Source organism: Rhodopirellula bahusiensis, from assembly GCF_002727185.1.
Taxonomy (GTDB): Bacteria; Planctomycetota; Planctomycetia; order Pirellulales; family Pirellulaceae; genus Rhodopirellula; species Rhodopirellula bahusiensis.
In genome coordinates this window covers 1-25,657 of sequence record NZ_NIZW01000008.1, presented here as the reverse complement: position 1 = coordinate 25,657, position 25,657 = coordinate 1, and the positions used below count along the sequence as shown (strand labels likewise).

Genomic DNA, 25,657 nt, shown 5'->3' with positions numbered 1-25,657 from the left:
CAATTCTTGAGAGGTTGGGAACACATTTTTGGCCATCGTGCTAAACACGAATGCCTATTCATTGCGCTGGCGATGAATGTGCTAAACGAAAGACGCGACGATATTTCGCGTCCGGCTCATTTGGAAAGCAGCGTGCTTTCGACCTACAAGAATCTCACCGGTGGTCCACGCACCGGCGGACGCAGACACGCACTGAGTCGTGAAGTCTGCTGGCGCGGTGTCGACTGCGTAATGACGCAGTAAAGCGAGGAAATGGCTGCCGAGCACGGCGGGGTGCTCGATTCGCTCGCAAGTGAACAAGCGAGGCAGCCTCTGTGAATTGAATGACTTGACGACGGAGATGCACGAAGTTCGCCGGATTCCTCAATCGAGTGCCCAGAGGCAGAATCCTCTGAGGCGTATGGGTCTAACCCCGAGGAGGCGGTAGCGTGATGACAGGTGCAGTCATGGTCTGTCGTTGCTTGCTGCTGCGATTCACCGGCTACCGGAGCGAGTCCCACGGCAGTCAATGAACAGCAATCGCTGCCATCATGCCCGTGGGGGTGATTGTGCATCAGCGCAGTGCCCAGCACGACGCTCGTGTAAATCACGGCGATCGTAACTCGGAGGCGGCGGCTGTGCAGCAATAAGCGGATATCTACGCTCGTGATCGGGTAGCTAGACTCACGTGATTACTTAGATGCCCGCTCGACCTCAAGTCTTCAGCCATTTCCCGCTTTTCTCGCAAAACATTCGTTCTGGGTGGCGAGTTGTTGATTGAATGAAGTATTCGGCCATTCGAAGCATCCAAACAGTTCGGCTCTAAATTTCGGAGCGCTTATCAACCCTGATGTGACAAATCTATGAAGCGAATAAGAACGCCTTTGTTTTGGCGGCGACTTCCCCTGGCCCGTCAACTACTGCTGGCGGTGAACTCGTTTCTGCTGATCATGATCAGTGGTTTCTTGGTGGTGGACCACCGATTGCGGGTGCGGCGGGAGGTTGGGCAAACCAGAGTCGCTTTGGCCGAAGAAGCCAAAACGCTGTACGAATCTGCTGTTGCTGTCGAAGGCGAGAACTCAGACGCGGTGCAGAAATTGGTCGACAGCGTGTGCGCCCGAATGAACTCCGACGAATCGCCTGGGCACCACATTGCGTTACAATGGCGAGGTGAACTGCTGCAGGCAAAATCGCACGGGCGTTCATCGCCGGAGATGTTTGATGCAATGATGGCAGCGGCCCATGGACACGTCGACGCGGAACCAATGGCTGAGGCGATGGTGGTCGGCGCGTTTCAGGGACCGGCCGGGCAAGTACTCGTTTCGGAACAACGGTCGAACATTCTTGCGGTCGCTCGCGAGGCGCTGATTCGTCAGATGATCGCCGTGTTTCTCGCCGGTTCGCTCGCCGCGTTCTTAGTAAACCTTGTGTTGCGAAAGATCGTGACCAAACCGATTCGTCGATTGGTAACGTCATTGCAGAGCGTTGGTGATGGGAATCTGGAATCACGAGTCGACGTGCATAGCTGTCGAGAGCTGACCTATCTTGGCGAGCAATTCAACGACATGGCGGCGAAGTTGGATGCGGCCGAACGGGATCGTCGCATTCATATGAGCAAAGCGAAAGCGATCCAACAAAACCTTCGGCCCAGTTCGGAAGTCATCCCGGGGCTAAACATCGCCGAACTGTTCGAGCCTGCCGAAGATGTCGGCGGCGACTACTACGACGTCATCCGTCTGAACGACAACTCAACGCTGTTGTGTATCGCCGATGTTTGCGGGCATGGTGTACCTGCGGCGATGGCAGCGACGTTGTTGAAGGCGTTTGTTGCCGAGGCGGCTAAGCAGTCTCGGCATCCGGCAGAAATTCTGACGCGTGTCAATCAGCAGTATCACGAGTACGTCATGTTGGGTTATTTTGCCACGATGGTACTTGTGCGGATTGACATGGCGGAAAAACAACTAGTCTACGCGAATGCTGGCCATGAACTTCCATTTTTGCAATGTGGTCAAGAGCCGGTTCAGCGGCTGGACCACAGTGACTTGATACTGGGTGTCGAAGAGGACACAACGTACGAAGAAAGCCGCCGTTCGATCTGCAGCGGAACCAAACTGGTATTGGTCAGTGATGGCGTTACCGAGGCCTTTAACCCTGACGACGAACAGTTCGGTACCGAGCGTGTGACTGACACGATCGAACAGGCGATCGGCGAAAACGCATCGGAGTTAGTGCAACGGTTTGCGAAGGCACTTGGTTCGTTTCGCAATGATCGCGACGCCTTCGATGACACGACACTGGTTGTGGCGGAACTGGTGGAAGAGGATGATCGTTTGAACGAATCGGAAAGTTAAATAGCCCCTGGCGAAGTTCGGCTTTCAATCGTTGATTCGTTCGTGCAGGTCGCCGACGTAAGCACCCGTTCGGACTCCACCAAAGAAAGGCTGCTCTGGATAGCCGACGCTGCAAATCGGTCCGACTTTGATCAACCAAGCGCGACCGACTTCGCGAAAGCCCATCCGATTGACACTGCGAAGCGCCGATCTGTTCGTGCATTCAGTGGTCAAGAGTAATTTTCCGACACCGTGATCCGGCAGTTGCTCCGCCGCATAGGACATCAACGCCGCGTACAAACGCTGACCACGATAGGCAGGCAGGATGAAAACATGAAAAACGAAGCCAGTATCATCCGGCAGAAAAAGGGGAAGCTGCGTATCGGGATGGCCATCGTGATTCATTTCTCCTGGAACATCGCCCAGGGCAATCCAAGCGAATCCAGCGAGCTTCTCCTCGTCCATGACTGCGAAGCAAATCGCTCGCCCGTCGCCCAGCCAAGTCGCGTGGCTCTCGTCGAGGTAGTGTTCCTCTCCCTGGTGCTGCAAAAGATCGTTCTCGGACCATTGCACCGCCGTCAAGCCTTCCGGGCAGGGTACGCCCGAAAGACTAACAAGCTCGCAACCAAAGAACAGCGTTTGATTCGCGATCGCGAATCGACGCATCACCCGGTAAGGCAACTGTTTTAGACGAGTAAGGAAGGGCATCGGCTGACTCCGCGGTTGGATTAGTGGCAACAACCGCTACTGCAGCTTCCGCCGCCAGAACTAGACGCCGAGGAAAGCCGGGGCGGACTGGTGTAGCTCGCCGACGGTTGAGGGCTTGGTGTGTAATCCTGCGAGAAGTCAACATCCGATGTGTTGTACTCGATGTTTGCAGCCGCTTGCTGGGCATATTGTTCCGCCGTTATTTGCTGAGCGACTTGTTTTTTTCGCCAGGGCAATCCGCCGGTGCATCCGGTGGTGCTGGTCGCCGCCGCGACGATCGTGAGGGCAACGAAGCGTGATAACTTTGCGTTCATGGGAACGTCCTTGTCGTGGTTACAAGTGGAATTCGTTTCCACCTAAGATTTGAAGTATGCCGAACGGCTCGGCAAAAAAAGGCGGGGGCAGCGTGTAAGCGTCATCACCGAAGTGAATCAACCGGGACACCGCCCCCGCGGTTCTGCGAAAATGAATGCAAAGCGTTTTCATCCGGTGAGCTACCTTGCCAATCCATTTTCCACTTCCGCCTATCGAAGCGTTGGAGCATTGACCCCCTGCTGTGCGAGAACGGCTAGCCACTTTTGCGGTTCTGCCGCGATCTTCTTCGCACAGCCAGGGCAGCAGATATAGATCGCTTTGCCAGCGGCATGCACCTTGTAGGGACCGCCCATCGCGTCGAGTGGCTCATCCATCACAGGACATTTCTTTTGGGCAGCGATGAAGGGCGCGTCCTCGGCACTCACCTTGAAGATTCCTTCGCGGACTTGCTCGGTTCCTGCTGGCACTGAACCCGATGAACCGCCACCATAGACCATCGCAAGGTATTTGCTCGGATCAGCTTGAACCTTCTTGATGCAGCCCTTGCAGCACAAGAAGATTGGTTTGTCACCGACCATGACCTTGATAGGATCACCCATGCTTCCAAGCGGTTCATCCATCACGGGACAAACCTTCTGGCGAGTAATCAAAGGCGCATCCGCCTGAGTAGAAGAGGTCACGGCAATGCTGAAGTCGCCAACGTTGACTCCTTCACTCCCGACTCCCCCACTCCCCTTCTGATCGCCATAAACCATCGCCAAGTACTTCGCCGGTTCTGCTTGAACCTTCTTGATGCAACCCTTGCAGCACAAATAGATCGGCTTGTCGCCAACGGTCACTTTGATTGGCGTGCCCATGCCACCGAGCGGCTCGTCCATCACGGGACAGACTTTCTGTTTAGCGATCGCTTGCGCGTCGGCCGCCGTCGAAGTTGCGACGGTTATTTGAGGACGTCCGGCCGCGTACTTCGCTGGATCGGACTTGACGGTATTTACGCAGCCACCGCAACAAACGAAGACACGCTGGCCGTTCACATCCACGGCAACCGGATCCCCCATGCTGCCGAGAGGTTTGCCACTGACGGGACAGATTTTTTGACGTGCAATCGCAGCAGCGGCGAGTTGCATTTCGCTGGCCGGAACAGTTGCCACTTCCTTCAGGCTGAGCGGTTTTCCGCTACTGGATTCGATACCGACGAGTTGGACGTCAATCTCGATTTGACGTCCGGCAATCTGGGAAAGGTTCACCGGGGCGGTCAGGCCGCCCTTGCCATCGGGCAACAAATCGTAGCGGTAACGTTTTGCATTACCCTCGACGCGAAGCGACGCGGCTCCGCGCCCTTGATTGATCGCAACGGCTTGGCCGTTACGGTCGTATACGAACATATGAATGCCGCCTTGCGAAACGACCGTTTCCAATTGAACGCCACCAGCTTGTTTCAAAGAACCGCCGTGGGGTCCGGCGACCGGACGAACAAGCTCGGAAGCCATCGTCTGGCCCGGCATCGTGTGGTTATGACCAGCATGATTGTGCTGAGCCACCGCCGTTGAGGCCAAAGCGACCATAAACAAGGCAGCGAATAGGGTATTGCACTTCATCGAAATTCATTCCTTTCTAGGCGTATGCGACCGATTCCTTTGGCCGCTTCGGTTGTTAGTTGGATGCCTGGCGACCAGGAATCCTTCACGTGTTTTGAAAAAAGTCTCAGAGTTGAGAGTGGGTAGTAGAAATTGTTCCACTCCTTACTCTCACTTTCGCAACTCAAACTCAAGCGGCCTGTTTAACCTCCTCAACAGCCGCTATTTCTTCTGTTCCTTCCCAAAGCTCATCCTCAAACCCGAACCGCATCTTCATTTCCAAGTAGGCGCTGTAGAGCGTTGGCACGATGAACGACGTGAACGGCTCGGCAAGCATGCCACCAAAGACCGGGATCGCCATCGCGCGGGCCACGTCGGCTCCACGACCGGTCGCGATCAACACGGGCACCAGTGCGGCTAGGGTCGTTACCGTCGTCATCATGCAGGGTCGAATGCGTTTCAGCCCTGCCTCGTAAACGGTGTCACGGATTTCTTGAACCGACGTGATCTTTCGTTTTTGCAGCAACTGATGGATGTAAGTCGCCATCACGACGCCATCGTCCACGGCGAGGCCGAATAACGCGATGAAGCCAACCCAGACGGCGGTGTTGAGTTCCACCTCCATCCATGCCACCAGGATCATGCCGCCTGCAAAAGCGACCGGAATGCCGGTGAAGACGGCCATCGCGATCGGCAAGTTGCGAAATTCAAAATAGATCAACAACAAATTGATCACGATCACCACGGGGATAATCCACATCAACCGCAAGTTGGCCTCGATCTGGTTACGAAAACTGCCCACCGCCTCGAGCGAGTACCCGGCGGGAAGCCCTAAGTGATCCGGGTGTGTTGGCGGAAGCGATTGAGCCTCACGAAGTTGATCTTCGATCGCCGTCACCGATTCCAAATCGCCCTGCGAACCATTCGTCATGAAGGAAACGTGAGCAACCAGCCGTCCGTTCTCGCTGTTGATCGCTCCCGGTCCCCAAGTCGTTTCCAGCGTTGCTAATTCTTCCAACGGCACGACCGCTCCACTGTGCGTGACCACGGGAAGTCGATTGAGTTGGTCGATGCGTTCGCGAAGATCACGGTTGTAACGCAATCGCACGGGATACCTTTCGCGGCCTTCGACGGTCTTGATCAGATTCATTCCGCCGAGGGCTGTCTCGATGACTTGGTTGACCATCGAAGCGCTCATGCCGTAACGAGAGGCGGCTTCGCGATCGACCGTGAATTCGATATAGGGTTTTCCGAGCACGATGTCTGGGTTCACCGTTCCCTCGTTGATAACCGGTGACTTCTTCAACGTTCCCGCCACGTCCATCGCGGCGCTGGCTAGCGTCTTCAGGTCGTCGCCATACACCCGAATCGCCATCGGTGCCTTGATGCCCGATTGCAGCATCACGACTCGGCCTTCGATCGGTTGCAAAGCGGACGCGGGAGTGACTCCCGGAAGTGTGGCGACTTTGTTGATCTCGTCCCAAACATCACGCGCCGTCACGCCCTCGCGCCATTCGCTTTCAGGTTTAAGCATGACGTAGGTTTCGACCATCGCCGCGGGAGCCGGGTCCAGCGCCGATTCAACGCGACCGATCTTGCCGAGCACGTCTTTGACCTCAGGAATCTGGCCGATCAACACGTCTTGCGTTTGCAACACCTGCATCGCTTGCGAAAAGCTGGCTGCCGGATACAGCGTCGGCATGTAGAACCAACTGCCTTCGTCCAGCGCAATCCAGTCGTCGCTTTGCAGTCCCGTAAAAACGTGCTTGGCATCGACATAGCCGGGGAAGTCGTTTAGTTCGGCACCGAACACACGGGCGGTGCGTTCGACCGGTTGCAGAATGGTAGGTAAACCAAAGTAGGCCCCCAGTCCCAAGACCAGCAACATGGCGGGGAACGAAAGCGCGAACGCTTTGTGATTCAACGCGTGCCGCAAACGTGCCGCATAAATCCAACGAACGAAACGGCTGGAAGGAATTTCTTCGATCGGTCGAATGCGTTCGCGAAGCAACTGCCAACCGGCGACCAGACCGATAACGCCCGCTGCGACGGTGATGATCCAGGTTTCCAGACCAAAATATCCGCCCAAATCATCGCCCCACAGGAAGTGCGACATCGCGGCCAGCAATCCCGAGAGCGAGATCGCGGCCATCGCTGCCGACAGTTTCTGATAGTTCGCACTTCGCAGCATGATACGACTGAGTGCGGGAACGATCGTGACCGCCGTAATCATCGCGGCGGCAATGGCGAACGTTTTTGTGTATGCCAGTGGTGAGAACAGTCGGTAGTCACGCCCGGTTAAAAAGAACACCGGCAAGAAACTAACAATTGTCGTCAAGACGGCCGTGACAACGGCGGGAGCGACTTCGATCGTTGCCTCGTAGACGACTTCGGTTCGCGATTTCTCCCGGTCTGCTCCAGCCTTTGTCGCACCGTCCTCCTTCTCCCAGTCTGCTAAATGCTGATAAATATTTTCGGAGACGATGATCCCCATGTCGACCATCGTGCCGATCGCGATGGCAATGCCCGCCAGCGACATGATGTTTGCCTCGACTCCCACGAAGTGCATCGCGATGAAGGACATCAAAACGGCGGCTGGCAAACAGATCGCAACGACAAAACTGCTGCGAATGTGAAGCAGGAACAGCAGAATGATGCACGCGGTGATGATGATCTCATCTCGCAATGCGTGCGTCAGCGTTGCCATCGTCTCGTCAATCAAACCGCTGCGGTCGTACACGCCGTGAATCTTGACACCTTTGAGCGCCGGTTCGATCGCAGCGATCTTGGCTTTGACACGGTCAATGACCACGCGAGGGTTCTCGCCATAGCGCATCACCACAACGCCGCCGACCGCTTCGGCACCGTTGTAATCCAACGCTCCGCGACGAAAATCGGGTCCTAGTTGAACCTGCGCCACGTCACTCACACGGACCGGCACACCGTCTCGTTGCAGAATGACCGTATCTTCGATGTCGGAAACGGCTTTGGACTTATCACCATCAGTTCCCAGGAAACCTTTGCCGCGAACGATGAATTCCATTCCTGTCGATTCGACCGTCTTGGCACCGACATCCAGGTTCGACCCCTTGATTGCCATCGCCAGTTTGTCAAGCGAGACGTTGTAGAATCGCAGTTTGTCGGGATCGACCTCGATTTGATATTGGCGGACGTAACCACCAATCGACGCGACTTCGCTGACACCTTCGACCGCTTGCAATTCGTACTTCACAACGAAGTCCTGCAGGCTGCGAAGTTCGGCGAGACTCATGCCGTCTTCGGGCGGTTGCAGCGTGTAGTAGTAAACTTGCCCGAGTCCGGTTGCATCAGGACCGAGTTGCGGAACGACACCATCGGGCAACTGCGATGCGGCACTGCCGAGTTGCTCCGAGACTCGACTTCGCGCCCAGTAGAAGTCAATTGAATCCTTGAACGTCACCTGCACAAAGCTGTAGCCGAACATGCTTTTCCCGCGAACGGATTCCGCGCCGGGCACGGCCAGCAACGAAACACTCAGCGGATAAGTGACTTGGTCTTCAATGTCTTTCGGTGAACGCCCCGGCCAAGGGGTCAACACAATGACCTGGTTCTCACCGACATTCGGAATCGCGTCGATCGGCACTGCCTTGAATGCGAACCAGCCGCCGACGCTGAGGCCGATCGTCAGCATGACGACCAGCCACGGTTCCTTAACGCAAAAGCGAATGAGTAGATTTAACATTGTTGGCCTCCCTGCAGTTGAATGATTTTCTTAGCACGCACCCGACACAATTGTGATTGCTCGTTCATTGCATCTCTCCGTTGTCCGTGCCGAATCCAACCACCTTGAAACTCACTTCTTGCCCATCGCCGTTGGCGGCATTCATTGCCAAGTCGCGAACGGTCTCGCCGCACGTCAGCATCTCGCTTCCCCAGTACGGGTTTTGCAATTCACCGCCGGGTTGCATCCAATCGCCACCACCACCGGGGACCATCGGGCAATACATGTGGACCAGCGACTTGGCGGTTTTAGGGCCGCGTGCAATCGTTGCGGCGTGCAACATCGCGTGGCTGACACTGCGATACGCCTCCCGAGCGGTTTCCAGGGAACCGTCCATCCGAGACGCTCCGCGACGGGCGCTAGCGAATCGTGTTTGTGCCGCGTCAGGAACTTCGGCCAACATTTCCAGCTTGTTGAGTGAATCCAGCAGCGTGTTGAGCGCAACGGGTGGTGGCGTCATGTCGGCCGCCATCGCACATTGAATCTCAAAGTAGGCGTCGTAGGCTCGATCGAACTGCTCGCCCGATTGACCCGCAAGCATGACGGGATCGCGATCGGGAAGTTCGAGCGGACCGGGCGAATAACTCGGTGCCTTGCTGGGGTCCATCAATGACGGGTTTCCCGCAAGCTGCATTTGCGAGTCAATCAAGAAGTTGCCGTTGGTTGCAACCGTTTCTCCGGCGGCCATGCCTTCGACGATGATCGCGTCGTCGTCATTCATCGCTCCGACGGTAACGCGGCGAATCTCAAAACGCCCCGGCTCGGTTTCGACATAGACGACACCCCGCTCACCCGTCAGCAACACGGAGTCACGAGGCACAGTAACAACGCGCTGAGCCTCGACGGGTTTTGGCGAATAGCCCAGTTGCGATGTCGGAATCAAATCCATGCCACAAAGGGGACAATCGCCGGGTTCATCGCGAATCACTTGCGGGTGCATCGGGCTGATGTATTTGTCAGCCAGTGCCGGGTCGTAAACCATGTCGACCGGAACCGCGGGAACGCTGATCCGAGCCGTCGCATAGTCGCCGGGCCGCAGCTTGCCGTCATAGTTCATCACTTCGACGCGAACGCGAACGGTTCGGGTTACAGGGTCGACCGTGGGGTCGATGAATACAACGCGCCCGGTGAAGACTTCACCCGGCATCGACTGAATTTCTGCCTCCACTTGCTGGCCGAAACGAACCAATGAAGCGTCGTCGGGGAATAGGTCCAACATCATCCAAACTGAGGTCAGGTCCGCGATTCGATAAATCTTCTGACCCGTTTTGACATAGTCACCTTCGACTGCTGCCTTTTCCAATACCGTGCCCGTTTGAGGCGACTTGATTCGGATGCGTGACTGCGGCTTGCGACTCTCGCGAAGGTCTTCGATTTGCCCGGTCGTCATTCCGAGTTCGCTAAGGTTTTCACGTGCCATAGCCAGCATGTCGGGGCTGTTGATACTGAATCGTCCCACCGACTCACTCTCCAAACTGGTGATGTATTCGGTCTGTGCGGAGTACAACTTGGGGCTATAAATCAATGCCAAATCGTCGCCTTCTTTGACTTCGACACCGACATAGTCGGCATACAATTCTTCGAGTCGCCCGTCGATGTACGCGGAGATCGTTGACAGTCGGCTTTCGTCAAAGTCGATCGAGCCGATCGTGCGAATCGTTCGATTCATCTCGCCCATTTTGCTGGTCGCGGTTTGAATACCAACCAGCCGTCTCGCCGAGGATTCGATCGTGACCGAAATCCCATCGCCGCCACCGCCGCCGGTCGCTTCGACCAACTCCATGGCACAAACGGGGCATCGGCCCGGTTCGGTCGATGGTGGAGTACACATCATCGGGCAGATATATCGTTTTTCCTCGCCGCCGCCCGCATCGGCAACCGCTTCCGACTCGCCGCCGGAGAAACCATTGGCGGTCACCCACTGGGAACGTTGTGCGAATCCGATCATGACCAAGATCAAAGCGGCCACGGCGGTGACGGCAGCGGCATTGACTCCGACGCGCAACAACCACCCAAATCCAGCGACTTTCGTTTCGGCCAACGCGGCCGATGAAGCGGTCGCTTCCGGAGTGCCTGCTTCGACCGGTGATTCCGACTGGCTTGCCGGGCCGGCTGAATCCGTGGCGTCGACCTTGGCGTCTGATGACTTCGTTTCCGCTGACACGTCCTGCTCCTCGTTCGTACTCGGCTGATGATTCCTATTCATGCTTGACGCCTCCTTGTTTTCAGGCACGGATGATTCGCCAGTTACTTGAGCGGCTGGCTCGGAACTTTTCTCCGCATCCTCGTCGGTTGCTTTTATATTTTGAGGATCGTGATTTGACATATTGATGAACTCCGCATCGCACAATCATTGGCGATGAAGTTAAAGGGGTGACGGATCGACGACAAACCGAAGGGAATTTGCCGCCGCTCCATCACTTGCCGTTAGGTGTTGGCACTTGCCATCAGGCTGTGAATGGTCGGACGGGATTCAACCGTCGATCGAAACGGATTCTGCAAAGAAGGGCCACGAGCAAACGAGTCATCGTTGGGAACATGCACGCTCGCGTTGTGCAACGTGCATGAAACTGCTCAGGCAGACAGAATCACAGCCGCCAAATACAGAGAAAGATTTGAGAGAAGTGTGCTGGCGGATTCGATGCTTCGCTTTGCAACTGACGCGGCGGCTTAACATGGGTAGCACCAAAGATGGTTGCCAAGTCAGCGAAACGAATCGCCACCGAGTCACGTCGCTCAATCGTGGGACGCGAGGGTGAGGAGTCGCCGAGCGGCTGGCTTTCCAAGCCGCAATGACAAGCCGACGTGACCTCGTGGGCCTGACTTTCGTCGACTGCATCCTCGTCGGTCGTGCTGATGACGATGACCTGCATTTCGAGCGATTCGCTCGCCGCCAGGTCTTCCGCCATCATCTCGTCTTCGGCCCACTCCTCATCGGTCCAACCATGTTCGACTGGTTTCGACGCCGACATGCAGCAGCTACCGTCGACATCCTGTTCGCCGCCACCGCAGCAGCCGCACTTCTTGGTCGGCGAAGCAACTTCGCAGCAGCCACAGCCTTCGCACTTGAAGCCGGAGGCACATTCGGCACCACAGTCGTTAGCAAAAGCCAACGCCATCCCCGGCTGAATCATCATTGCGACGATCAGTGAAAGATTAACGACGGTGCGAATTAAACGACAGCGAAACACGTGGGCCTTCCGAAACATATACCTAGGACCGGTATTAGGAGTATATCGGAAATACACTCAGAAAGTTCAAGACGAATCTGATTCATCACGGAACTTTCCCTTTTGAAAGGATAGCTGGAGGGAGCCAGTTTGTCATGTACATACGAAAAAGCACCGTGTTTTCGCGAAATCGCAAGCGTCATTTGCTGGCCTTGTCCCTAGTCACGCTCTCCGTTGGCGGTTGTGCCAGCGGTCCCGTTCGCCCCAACGGGTCGCGGCACGCGGCCGTATCGCGACCGGCCGTCAGCGAAGAGTCATTAAGTGACGAACTCCCGCAGCCAGCTCCGGATGCTAGCAATGAATCGAATTTTCGGACCGTCGGGTATGGCCAGCCGCCACAGAGAGGTGAGGTCGTCCTGGCGGCACAACTAGATCTGGCGGCACCCATGCGTCTAGGAGATGAGGAAGAAGACGAGCCAAAGACGCTTGGAGAGATGCTTGAAATCGAGGAAGAAGATGGTGAGCAGGACGCCGATGACGAGGAAAGTGCTGACAACGACTCCCAGCTCTCAACTCCCAACCCCCAACTAAGCACCGGGCAACCCGTCGACTACTTCATTTCTCAGGCCCTGGCGGCTCACCCCAGCATTCAGGCTGCACGCCAACGTGTTCAGGCCGAATTGGAACGGATTCCACAGGTCACTGCATTGCCCGATCCCCAATTCAATAACACGTTCTGGCCGCTGCACGACAACGCGTTGCAAACCGCGGGTGGGCGGATCGCCAACCAGATGTCGCTGCAACAAGGTGTGCCATTCCCAGACAAACTGCGGACGAAGGGAGCGATCGTCAGCCGCGAAGCCCAAATTGCCCAAGCCGAGGTGGAACGCATCGAACGGCAGATCACTGAATCGGTTCGCTTGTCCTATTACGAAGTCTGGTACGCGACCCGTGCGATTGCGATCATTGAAGAATCTCGCGACCTGGTGGACGACCTCGCCAAGGTAGCCGAGGCTCGCTATCGCAGCGGCGGAACCCAGCAGGACGTGCTTCGCGCGCAGTTGGAAATCGACCGACTCGATGATCAGATCGTACAACTCACCAAGCAGTTGGAAATGTCACAGGCCGACCTCGCCGCGTTGTTGCAGCAACCCGTGTCTTTGTTGCCGCAAGCGACCGAGGAACTCGGCATTGCCGACGCTCCCATGCAACTGGACGCTTTGATCTCTCAAGCCGAACAATGCAACCCGAGCCTGCGAGGTTTGGCCGCAGAGATTCAGCGTGATCGCCAGAAACAACGGCTCGCTTGTTTGCAGCAATACCCCGACTTTATGGTTGGACTGAACTGGGGAATTGTCAGTGACAATCACGACGTGATCAGTCCCGTGGCCAACGGCAATGACAATCTCAGTATCACGTTCGGAACCACGCTTCCGATTTGGCGTGAGAAGATCAATGCCGGTGTTCGTGAAGCTTCACGACGAACAAGCAGCACGCAACAACGCCTGGAAGCCGAGCGTGACGAAATTTATGGTCGTCTGCGTCGTTTGCTTGCTCAAGCCGACTCACTCGTCGAGCAAACCGACATCTATGAAGATCGCATCATTCCAAGAACCGAAGACACGTTGAAGTTAGCGATCGCAGACTATCGTGGCGAACGTACCGACTTTTTCACCTTGATTGAAACGTATCGCGAACTATTGATGTTTGAGACGCAGCTTGCTCGCATCAACGCGTCCCTGGCCGGCACGATCGCCCAGATTGATCGCACGGTCGGCTGTCCGTATTGATTGAAGATTGACGAACGAAGATTGATTTCCAGGTAGTCTTTTTTTCAATCTGCAATCTTTCAGTCGCCAATCTTCAATTCTCGCTCATTCCCAACCAAGCTGCAGCAAGGCTTCACGCAGATCGGCACGAGCACGGTTCAACCTCGAACCGACCGTGCCTTCTGGAATGCCGACCGCGTCGGCGATCTCGCGGTATGACAAATCCTCTTGCTCCTTGAGCACCAAGACGACCCTCAGCTCTGGGTTGATCTTTGACAACGCAACGTCCAGCATTTCAGCTTGCTCTGTCTGCTCTCTCATGTCGTGCGAATTCCCCGTGGGATCATCGAGCAACGAGTCCGTCGAGTGACGAGACCTGGAACGAATGAACTGCAAGGCTTCGTTGCTAGCCAGGCGGTAGACCCAAGTCTCCAACTTCGACCGACCATCGAATTTATCCAACTTGCGGAACAGGTGGATGAATACTTGCTGCGTCGCGTCGTCCGCATCCTGAACGCCGACCATGCGGACCATCTGCGCGTACACGCGCTGGCTACAACGCTCGTATAGCATCCGCATCGCGTCCTGATCGCCAGCGATGCAAGCAGCCACCATTCGCTGCGTGGAATTGTGATCCATTGCTGCAAAGTCATCGGACGCAGGTTGGTCACGCCGCCGGCTATTCAAACAGTGGCTCCTTGACGTTGCAGGTTGAGCGAAGTTCGGACGACGTACGCGAACACACGCCATTGCCATCACAATTCTGCGGCAATTTCGTGAAGAACGCGAATCGGGCAAGCATCCAATTACCCGATTGAGGAAACGACCTCAACGAAGAATTCTCCCCTCTCCTCAATAAGGAAAACAGATGTCCACGAAACACGTCGGTAAGTTGGTTCTTGGTTTGGCAGTCATGTTCGCCGCCACCTCCCTTGTTCCGCAACCCGTCTTGGCACAGAGCAAAATTCGATCGACAGCCGAACGACGGCAACGCCCGGGCAGCGGATTCTGGGCAAACCAGCGAGCTTCCCGCAACATTCAGCACGCCCGGAACTACTCGCAAAGCATCCAACGATACGCGACTCAGGCGCCGGTGATCCGGCCGCAGGTCACGCAAGCGGAATCGCAACTGCTCGGCAACCAAATCCAGAGTATTCAGCGAGAGATGGTGGTCATTCGGGACCAAAACGCGAGTAACCCGCAGGTCGTCGAGCAAGTCAAGGCGATTGAAACGAAGCTGTCCAAGACGGCCGACACGCAGGAAATGCTGCACGCCGAATGCTGCAAAGACTCGCCCGACGGAAAGGTCTGCGGCGACATGTCGGCCAAAATCACCGCCACGCTTGACCAAGTGGCGAAAGACCACGCCAAGCTGATGAAGACGATGGGTCACGAGGACGCCGCTCATGACGCGATGAAGCACGCCTCCACCACCGAAGGCGAAACGCCAGCAAAACGCGGTGAGTGAGAGCGTCCAGGACATTGCGTTTCATCGAAGCGAATTGTTTTGAAAGTCGTGATCCGCTTGGTGGCTCTTCGCCAAGCGGATCGTTTTTACTGTTACTGACAGATTCTAGCTTACCCCGCCAGGGTATCAAGGGCGACGGATTACCTGCCGGTCGTCGCTGCATTCCTCCTTCCAGCTTAAACCAACAAGGCGTTTTCCGATGAAATTCACGTCACCGTTCAGCAAATCGACCGTTTCAGCCGCTTTGATCGCCAGTAGCCTCCTTTTGTTCGCTCCATCGTTGTTTGCACAAACCAAAACCGATCCGCATGCCGCTCACCCAGCCGCTTCAGAAACTGCGGACGGCGACCTTGCTACACAACTTCGAGCACTGCGAAAAAAAGTGGCCGACCTCGAAACAACCCTGCAATCGCAACACACAGCTCGCTATGGCGCGGACGCGAAGCCCGGTGCGATGTCGAAGATGGCCATGGATAAAGGTGCCGCCGATCCGTCGTCCGGTTCAGACTCCGCAGGGATGGGTGGAATGAAAGGCATGGACAGCATGAAAATGGGAATGATGAAAGGGATGGGCGGCATGAACCAAGACACGACCGACTCGTCGATGTCGTCCGGCGGCATGGGTAAGGGCGGCATGGGTATGGGAATGATGTCGGGCATGGGCGGAATGTCAGGTGGCATGGGAATGGGCAAAGGGATGGGAATGATGAAAGGCATGGGGATGATGGGTCGAAACCCCGCCATGAAATCATCCATGGATGGAATGGGGTCGATGGGAAGCATGAGCATGCCATCCGCCCTGCCAGGCTTTGCCGGCGCGTCGCACCTGTACCACATCGGCGAGACCGGATTCTTTCTCGATCATCCACAGCACATCACTCTGTCAGACGAACAACAACTCAAGCTCAACCGACTCAAGGAAGCCGCACTGCTGGCAACGGCCACTGCGGAGCGCAAGATCGAAGAAGCCGAGCAAGAACTCTGGACGCTGACAGCCGAAGCCCAACCCGACATCAACAAGATCGAAGCCAAAGCACGAGAGATCGCCAAACTGCAAGCTGACAATCGCATCGCGTTCATTCGATCGGTCGGCGAAGCCGCGGAAGTGTTGACCGAAGACCAACGCCAAACGCTCGTCGGAATGGCTAGCCCAAGTGAAACTGCCCCTGCTAGGTGAAAATGGGATCAACGTCGAGACTGAGTCAGCGAACCACAGAAAAGGAAACAACGATGAGTCACCAAGCCGATGAAGAAATCTTTCAGAACGCCATTGGCCGACTCGATCAGGCTGCTGAATTCTCCAGCATCGGGCCCGAGGCGTTGGAGCGGTTGCGGTATCCCAAGTCGATGCTTCAAGTATCCATCCCCCTGAGAATGGATGACGGTTCACTGCGTGTGTTTCAGGGATACCGAGTCCGTCACGATGACACACGCGGGCCGACCAAGGGAGGCATTCGATTTCATCCCGACGTACACCTGGGCGAAGTCAAAGCACTCGCCTTTTGGATGACGTGTAAATGCGCCGTCGCGGGGATTCCCTTTGGTGGCGGCAAGGGAGGCATCATCGTGAATCCGAAAGAACTGTCACGGCTTGAATTGGAGCGACTCAGTCGCGGGTTCATCCAGCGTGTTGCCGACTTTATCGGACCTGAAACGGATATTCCTGCCCCCGATGTCTACACCAATGCCATGATCATGGGCTGGATGATGGATGAATACTCCAACATTCAACGACGTCGCACCCCAACGGTGATCACCGGCAAGCCGATACCGCTAGGTGGTAGCTTGGGTCGCGATGATGCCACCGGGCGTGGAGCGTACTACTGCATCAAGGAACTGGAGCGTCTGAAATCATGGAGTCCAACAGAAGTTCGCGTCGCCGTGCAAGGTTTTGGAAACGCGGGGCAGCATGTTGCTCGGCTACTGCACGCCGACGGTTACCGAATCGTCGCGATCAGTGATTCGCGCGGTGGCGTTTATCGCGAAGAAGGTTTGGATATTCCGCGTGCGATTGAACTGAAACAACAGCGCCAGGACATGTCGGAAGTCTATGCCTCGCGAAGTGTCTGTGACTGCCCCGAATGCGGTTGTGTCGAGTGCCATTGCCAACCCGACGATGCAGGCACCGGTAAAGTAATCACCAACAAGGAACTATTGGAGCTTGATGTCGATATCCTCATTCCCGCTGCCCTCGAGAATCAACTCACTGCCGAGAACGCCGATCGAGTCATCGCACCGGTAATTGTCGAGGTCGCCAATGGTCCCACGACGACGTCAGCGGACGAAGTTTTCAACGCAAAGGGAACGCTCATCGTTCCAGACATTCTGGCGAACGCCGGTGGTGTGACGGTCAGCTATTTCGAGTGGACACAAAATAGAGCCGGATATTACTGGACGGTCGAGGAAGTTCACGAGCGACTCAGTCAGATCATGAAGCGAGAATTCAACCTCATTTATGAGTTGATGGCCGCCAACCAGATTGACATGCGCACGGCGGCTTACGCTCACGCCCTGAATCGCATCGGCGAAGCCATCGAGTCTCAAGGCACAAACACATTCTTTTCGACTCAACCGACAGTGCAGCCGATATCATGACTTCAGACAAGAGCTTAGGTTCACCTCTCACGGACGAACAACTTCAGCGCATGGACGCCTACTGGCGAGCCGCGAACTACCTGTCCGTGGGTCAAATCTATCTGTTCGACAATCCGCTGCTTAAGGTGCCGCTGCAGATCGAACACATCAAACCCAGATTGCTCGGCCACTGGGGCACGACACCTGGTCTCAATCTCATCTACGTTCATCTCAATCGGGTCATCAAGGAACACGACCTCAATGTGCTCTATGTAACCGGTCCCGGTCACGGTGGCCCGGGCCTGGTCGCGAACACCTATCTCGAAGGCACCTACAGCGAACGGTACTCGGATATTTCGCAAGACGAAGATGGATTGCGACGGCTTTTCAAACAGTTCTCATTTCCGGGTGGAATTCCGAGCCACGTCGCCCCCGAAACGCCAGGCTCGATTCACGAGGGCGGCGAGCTTGGCTACGCCTTGTCACATGCGTACGGAGCCGCGTTCGACAATCCTGATCTGATCGTGTCTTGCGTGATTGGCGACGGTGAAGCCGAGACGGGACCACTGGCGACGAGTTGGCACTCCAACAAATTCCTTAATCCGGTGTGTGATGGTGCCGTGCTCCCGATCTTGCATCTCAACGGCTACAAGATCGCCGGCCCAACCGTCTTGTCTCGCATCAGCCGCGAAGAGCTGGAACAACTGTTTCGCGGGTACGGATACACGCCCTACTTTGTTGAAGGCAGCGATCCGGAAGACATGCACCAATTGATGGCGGCGACGTTTGACAAGGTGTTCGCGGAAATTCGTCAGATTCAGCAAGACGCTCGCGAGAATGGTTTTCATTCACGACCGCGCTGGCCAATGATTGTGCTGCGGACGCCAAAAGGCTGGACCTGTCCCCCGGAAGTGGACGGGAACCAAGTCGAAGACTCTTGGCGTTCTCACCAAGTGCCGATGGGGAAGATGGCAGAGAATCCTGCGCACGTCCAATTGCTCGCATCTTGGATGTGGTCATACAAGCCCGATGAACTCTTCGATGATACCGGTCGGCTACGATCTCAGATTGCGGACTTAGCACCGAAGGGTGATCGACGGATGGGCGCGAATCCTCACGCCAATGGCGGCACGCTGCTCCGAGATCTTCGCGTGCCTGGTTTCCGAGAGTTCGCGGTGGACGTTTCGCGTCCCGGCAGTGTCATGGCGGAAGCGACGCGTGTGCAGGGGCAATTCATCAGCGAATGCATGAAGCTGAATTTGGACGCAAAAAACTTCCGTGTGTTCAGTCCTGATGAAACAGCATCGAATCGTTGGAGCGCGGTTTTCGACGTGACCGACCGTTGTTCGACAGCCCAAATCCTACCGACAGACGATCACGTTTCGCCCGATGGTCGCGTGATGGAAATGCTCAGTGAACATCAGTGCCAGGGCTGGCTGGAAGGCTACTTGCTGACTGGTCGCCACGGATTCTTTTCCTGTTATGAAGCGTTCATTCACATCGTTGACTCGATGTTCAATCAACATGCGAAGTGGTTGAAGGTCTGTCGCCACATTCCTTGGCGACAACCAATTGCCAGCTTGAACTATCTGCTCACGTCACACGTCTGGCGACAGGATCACAATGGGTTCAGCCATCAAGACCCTGGATTTATCGACCATATCGTCAACAAAAAGGCAGAGATCATCCGGGTCTACTTGCCGCCCGACGCAAATACCTTGCTGAGTGTCACGGACCACTGCCTGCGCAGTCGCAACTACGTCAACGTGATCGTGGCTGGAAAGCAACCGTCACCGCAATGGTTGACCATGGACGCGGCGGTGAAGCATTGCTCGGCGGGCCTGGGGATTTGGGATTGGGCGAGCAACGATCAGGGCAGTGAACCCGACGTTGTGATGGCTTGCTGTGGTGACGTGCCAACATTGGAAACCTTGGCAGCAGTGGAATTGCTCAGAGAGCACGTTCCCGATCTAAAAATCCGAGTCATCAATGTCGTGAACTTGATGAAATTGCAACCGCAATCCGAACACCCACATGGACTAAGCGACAAAGACTTTGACCTGCTGTTTACGACTGACAAGCCGATCATTTTTGCATTCCACGGCTATCCATGGCTGATTCATCGACTGACGTATCGCCGTACAAACCATCGAAATTTGCATGTTCGAGGCTACAAGGAAGAAGGAACCACGACAACTTCGTTCGACATGGTCGTGCTCAACGAATTGGACCGATTCCACTTGGCCGGAGATGTAGTCGATCGTGCTCAAACAATCGGCTCGGAAGGGGCTTACATCAAACAGGCGTTGCGAGACAAACTCATCGAACACAAGCACTACATCGAGACTCACGGCGAGGACATGCCGGAAATTCAGGATTGGAAGTGGAAGGGGTGAATGTACTGACGATCAATGTCGGCTCCAGCAGCCTGAAGTGCAGTTTGATCGAGACAGCTGACGGCCACACTCATGCCAGCAGTCACACCGATTGGGCAAGCGAGCCAACTCGCTACACATTCACATCAACCGAATCGCCAGCCGTTCTCAGCGAGGTCGGTTGGTCGGACGTGAAGCCCGCAATTGGTCGAGTCGCAGCCGATCTCCGAGTCAACACAAACGAAGTGATTGCAGCGGTCGCTCATCGAGTCGTCCATGGGGGAACTCGTTTTACACAACCCGTGCTGGTGACGGCTGAGGTTGAAGACGCCTTGCACGAATTGACCCCTTTGGCACCGCTGCACAACCCAAGCTGCCTCGAAGGAATCGTTGCGGCACGAGAAGTATTCCCCAGCCTCCCACATGTGGCCGTATTTGACACGGCCTTTCATTCGACGCTCGCTCCAGAAGCGTATACGTACGCGATACCGCAAGCATGGTCAGACGAGTGGGGCCTGCGTCGCTTTGGATTCCACGGGCTGAGTCATGCGTACTGTTCCCAACGGGCTGCACAGATACTGGATCGACCTTCGCTCGGTCTACGTGTTGTCATCGCACATCTTGGACACGGCGCGTCGTTAGCGGCTATTCGCGATGGCAAGTCGATTGACACGACGATGGGTTTCACGCCTCTTGAGGGTCTAATGATGGCGACTCGTAGCGGGTCCGTTGACCCAGGACTATTGTGTCATCTACTTCGAGAGAATCGCTTCTCCGCAAATCAACTTGATCATGCGCTCAATCGAGAGTCTGGGCTTATCGGAGTCTCCGGCGTCTCGTCGGACATGCGAACCGTATTGCAGGCCGCAGAAGCTGGTAGCGAGCGGGCGAAACTTGCGATTGCAATTTATGTTCATCGACTCCGCCAAGGTATTGGAGCGATGGCGGCGACGTTGGGCGGTCTCGATGCCTTAATTTTCACAGGCGGTGTCGGTCAGCATTCCGCAACGATCCGCGCCGCAGCGTGTGCGCGACTTGCTTTTCTAGGGCTCGAACTCGACCCGATCGCAAACGCCGCGGTCACAAGTGATATGGATGTCTCGACGACTGGCACGAAGGGCAGAATCCTCGTCATCGAATCGAACGAGGAATTGATGCTGGCACGAGAGGGCGAACGAGTCTTCAACTAGGTTCGCCGGAATCTCATCCATCAGACTTTTGAAGTCTGACGAAAGATGTTGAACGACAACAAACGCGAGGTCAGTGTCCGGTGGCAGCTTGTCGAACAATTGCTGCAATGCCTCCAATCCGCCCGCCGATGCACCGATGCCCACTATCGCTCCGAGCGGTAAAACGGCCCCGAACGATCGGTTCGATCCGGATGATCGGAGTCTTTGCGGCAGGATCGGACGAAGCAAAACGGTTTGGTGAAGGAATGGCGTGAAACTCGCATCTAATTCTCACAACACGAAGCAGTCGCACGGTCTGCTTCATTGCCAAGCTTCATCCAAGCGATGTTTCGCTGGACATTGGTTTCCTCCCACCCGATTAGGCGATGAACGATGACGAATCCATCCAAATTGAAACTGTTTGCAGGTCTCACAATTTTGACGGGCGCAGTCATGCTCTCCTCAACAGCCATGGCTAGCGGCGGTCACGGTGGTGGCGGTCACGGTGGTGGCGGCCACGGCGGTGGCGGGCATGTCGGAGGCGGTGGTCACGGCTTCGGCGGAGGACATGGATATGGCGGTCACGGATACGGCCATGGTTATGGCGGTCATGGATATGGCGGCCACGGACACGGAGCCGCGTACTACGGAATTGGTCTCGGATACGGCGTTGGCTACAGCGGCATCGGCTACGGAGGGTTTGGCTACGACAGCTACTACCCACGTTCGTATTCCAGCTATTACCCTTCGTACACAGCCCACCGAGCAACCTACGTCGCTCCGCGTAGGATTCTGTATCGACGATCTTACTCGGGTTGCGGTCGCTAGAAAGATTCGTCATGCCGACGAATATCCCACTGGCTCGACAAACTCGGACTGGCTGGAAGTTCAGGCGCGATGAGCGTTCAACGAGTGGATGTGCGGTGACTTACTAGCGAAGAAGCCAAATGACAGAGCATTTCTGTCCGCCTGTTGGCTCGCCTTCATTGCTCATCTACATTGTTGAGGATGTCCGAAGATAGCGAATCCGTCCCTGATTTCCCGCTCTGCGATACGCTGATTCTGACAGCTGTATCGTCGGAGTTGGATGCATTGTCGCAGCAGTGTAAACAGTTTGGGATATCGTTTAAGAAACGACACCATCCATTCCTGGGCAGCTACTACGACTTGGGTTTGATCGGGTTTGAAAATGTGATTGCGGTTCGATCCAGGAGCATGGGGCCACTTGGGTATGGCGGGTCGGCAGAGTTGGCTTCGCGTTTCCAAAGGGCCACCGGTGCAACTTCAGTCATTCAACTCGGCATGGCGTTCGGGGTGGAGGAGTCAACGCAGCAGATCGGTGACGTCCTCGTCTCGACGGAAGTCATTCCGTACGACCATCGCCACTACCGCGACGCGTTGTCCGAAAACGGATATCTAGTCAACTATGACTCAGCGACACGCATGAATGCAGCGGAGAAGACCGTCAATGCTTTGCGTCAATTCAGGATTGAAAAACCGGCCTCCGACTACAATGTCTATTTTGGGGCAATCCTCTCTGGGGCGGCGATTGTGCATTCATCGGCATTCCGGGACGAGTTAACGCGACTTGTGCCCGCCGGAAATCACCGTATCGTCGGAGGAGAAATGGAGGGCATTGGACTGCTCGGCGTGACGAAGCATCCGATCTGGTGTGTCGTCAAAGGCATTAGCGACTTTGCCGATGCGAACCGCGACCGTATCATTGAGGAGAGTCGAGTGATTGCATGCCGCAATGCCTCCCACTTCCTGTTGTCGTCTATGACCAGCAGCAATACCGTCACTGCGGCAGAGCATTCTTAAGGAATGTAGACAATGAACCAGCCCGAGCCTTTTCCTGTGACAACATCCGCGAACCATCCATTGCTTGCGCGACTGGTTGCTGAAATTCAACACGGGCAAAAATTCGTGGTTGATGTTCGCAACGAGGACGAATCGTTTGGATTGGATGGATATCAACTTTCAATCTGGAGCGTCGGGAGCGACAAGCCGATTTCGATATTCCCTTGGGACTCTGAGATCAACGAGGAATTGATTGACCTGAAGGTGAGATCCAAGGATTTAGAATCAGAGACCAGCCGATTTGCGATTCGACTTCGTGACGAACTGGTAGCAACCGAGTCTCGGTATGGAAATGGTTTCTTCAATCGCGTTCTCGTTGACCTCGTTACCGAGAGTTACCTTGACAAGCATCCTGACATCAAAGATGCACTCGGTCGAGCGCATAGCACACAGGTGGAACGAAACTCTATCTATCACGAGTGCCGCGACACGATTGCGTATGTGATTGGCAAACGGTCCAGAGAGCTAACAAGGCAGCTCGACTACGATGAAACGACGATGCGAAGAATACTCTCCAAAGCGATCGCGAGATACATCGACAATCGCTTTTCGTTGAGCGAGCGTAAACAGATGGGTTTGCTGTAACGCCTTTCACCGTGGGCGTATCTCACCGAGGACGCATTGTCACAAGCTGTTGCGTGTGCATCTCGTTTGGCGGGGCATCGCCGTCGTCCAGTCTGACCAACTCGCCCCTCAAAATCGCGACTTCGCGTGGTGCGTCGATCGCAAGTACGACTCGTCCACCGCTTGAGCGATGGATTGTAATCGTCGTGTTTGTTCCCGGCAAGCAAATCGACTCACCAGCCTTGCGTGATAGAATTAGCATTTCATGACTCCATTCGTTTTGTGGGTTATTGAATCTTCAGGCCACCGACGAGCGCGCGGCGGTCGAACTCTTGGCATGACAATCTCGCAGCGATTGACGAACATGCGACGACAACCGGAAAACGTCGCCGCCGTATTCGATCAATTGCTCGATGCCAAGAAAATCGGCCATCGCGTAGTCGTGAACCTCGATCGCATGATCGTACAGCCACACGCGCGTGTCGCTGTCGAGCATTGCCAGTTTTGGAGCCATCTGCCACGCCTTTCGCTCGGATAACGAAATGTTAGCCAGGACCAAACGCGGGCGATATTTTCCACATGCCTTCAGTGCATCGGTCACCGTAATTGCTCGCACTACGCGGAAGCCAGCCTCGACCAGATCGCCCGCCAACCGTGCATAGACTTCGTCGCGCGGCTCGATCAGGAACGCGATCGGTCGGCGGCTTTGGTTGTGCGACAGCGATTTTTCTTGCGTCTCGAGCCTTGGCTTTGATCGTCCGTGACCGTCCAACTTGAGGATCGGCTGTTCGGTTTTGGGCTGACGCTTATCCGCGTTGGTGGATCGGGCAAGCTTGTCGCCATCCATCAACTCGCTGACGACAAAGGTTGCCGAACAGTGCCCGCAAGCGAGTTCGGTGTCGAGCCACTGTGTTCTCACTTTCGCCGCGCGACCGCATGTCGGGCAGCCGACCAAATGCACGTTGTCGTGTTCGTCGCCGAGTACGGTCGCTTGATTGGAGCAGGTCATTTCTTGCATCAGCATCGTTATTCCATCCATGAATTCGTTTGGTTTGTTGGGATCAATTTATAGACCACGCCTTTCGTCCATGCCGAACGCAATTCGTGCCCGCGTGCGCTACGAATCGGAGTGGTCAGATTGACCGGTCAGATCGACTGGTCTTGGCAAAGAATCAAGATTGCGAACGCCAATCGGTGTCTAAGACCGAAGCCTTCGCGATCCTTACGCTACAAACGAAACCGGCAAAGCGCAATGAACAGAGAGACGCTAGGTGTCGAGCGAGAACGCTTGGCCGTTGCAGACACTTGCTTGGTGATCGACGAAAGAAACCATGTCGCCGCGTCGTCGGCGACGGTTTCGACCTGAGGCAATTTGGATTGCGGTTCAATACCCTGGTCCGTCGGTGTTTGCTGACAACCACAGGGACAACGCTCGCCGGGAGCAGCTGGCCCGTCGTCGCAACAGCATCCGCCCGAATCCATCTCGTCACAACATGAAGACTCGCCGGATTCAACTGAGTGGCTGGCACGCTGTGGGCATTTTTGGCAGCGACACGTCGATCGCTGCACCGGTTGAACGGAGAACACGACAACGGCTAGCAATGCAGCAAACTTCATTGGTTGGAATAGCATTGCGTTCATGGATCCGCCGTGATCACCGTGATTAATGTCCTGTCTATAGCGAGTTCACGCGTTTAGATGCAGGCCGTGAAAGGTTTCTTCGCAGTAACAAGAAACTTTGTGCTCTTTATTCCATTGCCGAATATCTGCAGTGCCACGGCCTGGCCGTGAAGTATCGAGCAAGCAAATTTCAACCAACAGGACGCTTAGAACCTATCCGAAAACCTAGTTGGCATGAAAAGAGCGGACCATCCTTGAGTTGGTATTTCACAGGTACTCAAACCCAAGGAGGGCCCGCCATGGATGGGCAACGCAGTTTTGATGATTTTCGCATGCCAGATGAATTGTGGGAGCAGATGGAAGAACTTCTTCCAGACTACCCACCCAGTCCAAAGGGTGGGCGACCGCGTGCCGATCTT

19 protein-coding genes and 2 pseudogenes are annotated in these 25,657 nt (G+C 55.5%); 11 read left to right on the top strand and 10 right to left on the bottom strand.

Annotated features, from left to right (window positions below):
* The first annotated feature begins 842 nt into the window (after positions 1-842).
* The gene (locus CEE69_RS11260) at positions 843-2,330 is read left to right on the top strand and encodes a PP2C family protein-serine/threonine phosphatase (RefSeq protein ID WP_051073416.1); all 1,488 of its coding nucleotides are present in this window, start codon (positions 843-845) and stop codon (positions 2,328-2,330) included.
* A 24-nt stretch (positions 2,331-2,354) separates the two neighbouring features.
* Here the strand turns inward: CEE69_RS11260 and CEE69_RS11255 are convergent, their stop codons facing one another.
* The 6 genes from CEE69_RS11255 to CEE69_RS11230 form a co-directional block, all read right to left on the bottom strand.
* A complete protein-coding gene (locus CEE69_RS11255; protein ID WP_037253055.1) occupies positions 2,355-3,017 on the bottom strand; it encodes a GNAT family N-acetyltransferase in 663 nt (220 codons plus the stop codon).
* Between the two features lie 20 nt (positions 3,018-3,037).
* On the bottom strand, positions 3,038-3,331 hold the full coding sequence (locus CEE69_RS33150; RefSeq protein WP_233215145.1) for a hypothetical protein: 294 nt from the start codon (positions 3,329-3,331) through the stop codon (positions 3,038-3,040).
* 210 nt (positions 3,332-3,541) lie between these two features.
* On the bottom strand, positions 3,542-4,930 hold the full coding sequence (locus CEE69_RS33145) for a hypothetical protein (protein WP_037253053.1): 1,389 nt from the start codon (positions 4,928-4,930) through the stop codon (positions 3,542-3,544).
* A gap of 169 nt (positions 4,931-5,099) precedes the next feature.
* Positions 5,100-8,630: an efflux RND transporter permease subunit gene (locus tag CEE69_RS11240; RefSeq protein WP_037253050.1), complete on the bottom strand. Its 3,531-nt coding sequence runs from the start codon at positions 8,628-8,630 to the stop codon at positions 5,100-5,102.
* Positions 8,631-8,694: 64 nt separating this feature from the next.
* Positions 8,695-10,995 (bottom strand): efflux RND transporter periplasmic adaptor subunit, encoded by a 2,301-nt coding sequence (locus CEE69_RS11235; RefSeq protein WP_051073415.1) that lies wholly within the window; start codon positions 10,993-10,995, stop codon positions 8,695-8,697.
* A gap of 262 nt (positions 10,996-11,257) precedes the next feature.
* Positions 11,258-11,806, bottom strand: a complete 549-nt coding sequence (locus CEE69_RS11230; protein ID WP_008670140.1) for a hypothetical protein — start codon at positions 11,804-11,806, stop codon at positions 11,258-11,260.
* Between the two features lie 188 nt (positions 11,807-11,994).
* On the opposite strand from CEE69_RS11230, the gene CEE69_RS11225 reads away from it, so the two are divergent.
* Positions 11,995-13,629: a TolC family protein gene (locus tag CEE69_RS11225; protein ID WP_037253048.1), complete on the top strand. Its 1,635-nt coding sequence runs from the start codon at positions 11,995-11,997 to the stop codon at positions 13,627-13,629.
* A gap of 84 nt (positions 13,630-13,713) precedes the next feature.
* On the opposite strand, the gene CEE69_RS11220 is transcribed toward CEE69_RS11225, so the two are convergent.
* The gene (locus CEE69_RS11220; protein WP_099260767.1) at positions 13,714-14,247 is read right to left on the bottom strand and encodes an RNA polymerase sigma factor; all 534 of its coding nucleotides are present in this window, start codon (positions 14,245-14,247) and stop codon (positions 13,714-13,716) included.
* A gap of 229 nt (positions 14,248-14,476) precedes the next feature.
* Between CEE69_RS11220 and CEE69_RS11215 the strand changes: the two genes are divergently transcribed.
* The 5 genes from CEE69_RS11215 to CEE69_RS11195 all read left to right on the top strand — a co-directional run bounded on the left by CEE69_RS11215 (position 14,477) and on the right by CEE69_RS11195 (position 21,215).
* Entirely contained in the window at positions 14,477-15,076 is a 600-nt protein-coding gene (locus CEE69_RS11215) for a hypothetical protein (RefSeq protein WP_008670137.1), read from the top strand.
* Between the two features lie 199 nt (positions 15,077-15,275).
* On the top strand, positions 15,276-16,253 hold the full coding sequence (locus CEE69_RS11210; RefSeq protein WP_008670136.1) for a periplasmic heavy metal sensor: 978 nt from the start codon (positions 15,276-15,278) through the stop codon (positions 16,251-16,253).
* A 53-nt stretch (positions 16,254-16,306) separates the two neighbouring features.
* The gene (locus tag CEE69_RS11205) at positions 16,307-17,671 is read left to right on the top strand and encodes a Glu/Leu/Phe/Val family dehydrogenase (protein WP_037253065.1); all 1,365 of its coding nucleotides are present in this window, start codon (positions 16,307-16,309) and stop codon (positions 17,669-17,671) included.
* Complete coding sequence (locus tag CEE69_RS11200) at positions 17,668-20,046, top strand: phosphoketolase family protein (protein WP_037253044.1); 2,379 nt, start codon at positions 17,668-17,670, stop codon at positions 20,044-20,046. Before CEE69_RS11205 ends, CEE69_RS11200 begins: the two co-directional genes overlap by 4 nt.
* On the top strand, positions 20,043-21,215 hold the full coding sequence (locus tag CEE69_RS11195) for an acetate/propionate family kinase (protein ID WP_233215144.1): 1,173 nt from the start codon (positions 20,043-20,045) through the stop codon (positions 21,213-21,215). Before CEE69_RS11200 ends, CEE69_RS11195 begins: the two co-directional genes overlap by 4 nt.
* Positions 21,216-21,224: 9 nt before the next feature.
* On the opposite strand, the pseudogene CEE69_RS33470 reads toward CEE69_RS11195, so the two are convergent.
* Positions 21,225-21,362, bottom strand: a pseudogene (locus tag CEE69_RS33470) (chemotaxis protein CheB); the annotation flags it as partial.
* Positions 21,363-21,647: 285 nt separating this feature from the next.
* Between CEE69_RS33470 and CEE69_RS11185 the strand changes: the two are divergent.
* The 3 genes from CEE69_RS11185 (at position 21,648) to CEE69_RS11175 (ending at position 23,639) form a co-directional block, all read left to right on the top strand.
* On the top strand, positions 21,648-22,022 hold the full coding sequence (locus CEE69_RS11185) for a hypothetical protein (RefSeq protein ID WP_233215143.1): 375 nt from the start codon (positions 21,648-21,650) through the stop codon (positions 22,020-22,022).
* A 144-nt stretch (positions 22,023-22,166) separates the two neighbouring features.
* Entirely contained in the window at positions 22,167-23,015 is an 849-nt protein-coding gene (locus tag CEE69_RS11180; protein WP_233215142.1) for a 5'-methylthioadenosine/S-adenosylhomocysteine nucleosidase family protein, read from the top strand.
* Positions 23,016-23,027: 12 nt separating this feature from the next.
* The gene (locus CEE69_RS11175) at positions 23,028-23,639 is read left to right on the top strand and encodes a hypothetical protein (RefSeq protein ID WP_008670123.1); all 612 of its coding nucleotides are present in this window, start codon (positions 23,028-23,030) and stop codon (positions 23,637-23,639) included.
* A 22-nt stretch (positions 23,640-23,661) separates the two neighbouring features.
* Here the strand turns inward: CEE69_RS11175 and CEE69_RS11170 are convergent, their stop codons facing one another.
* Together CEE69_RS11170 and CEE69_RS11165 are read right to left on the bottom strand one after the other, a co-directional pair.
* Positions 23,662-23,880 (bottom strand): carbon storage regulator, encoded by a 219-nt coding sequence (locus tag CEE69_RS11170; protein ID WP_099260766.1) that lies wholly within the window; start codon positions 23,878-23,880, stop codon positions 23,662-23,664.
* A 36-nt stretch (positions 23,881-23,916) separates the two neighbouring features.
* Positions 23,917-24,642, bottom strand: a complete 726-nt coding sequence (locus CEE69_RS11165; RefSeq protein ID WP_199169853.1) for a hypothetical protein — start codon at positions 24,640-24,642, stop codon at positions 23,917-23,919.
* 895 nt (positions 24,643-25,537) lie between these two features.
* Here CEE69_RS11165 and CEE69_RS11155 point away from each other — a divergent pair.
* Positions 25,538-25,657: pseudogene (locus CEE69_RS11155) on the top strand (IS5/IS1182 family transposase); the annotation flags it as partial.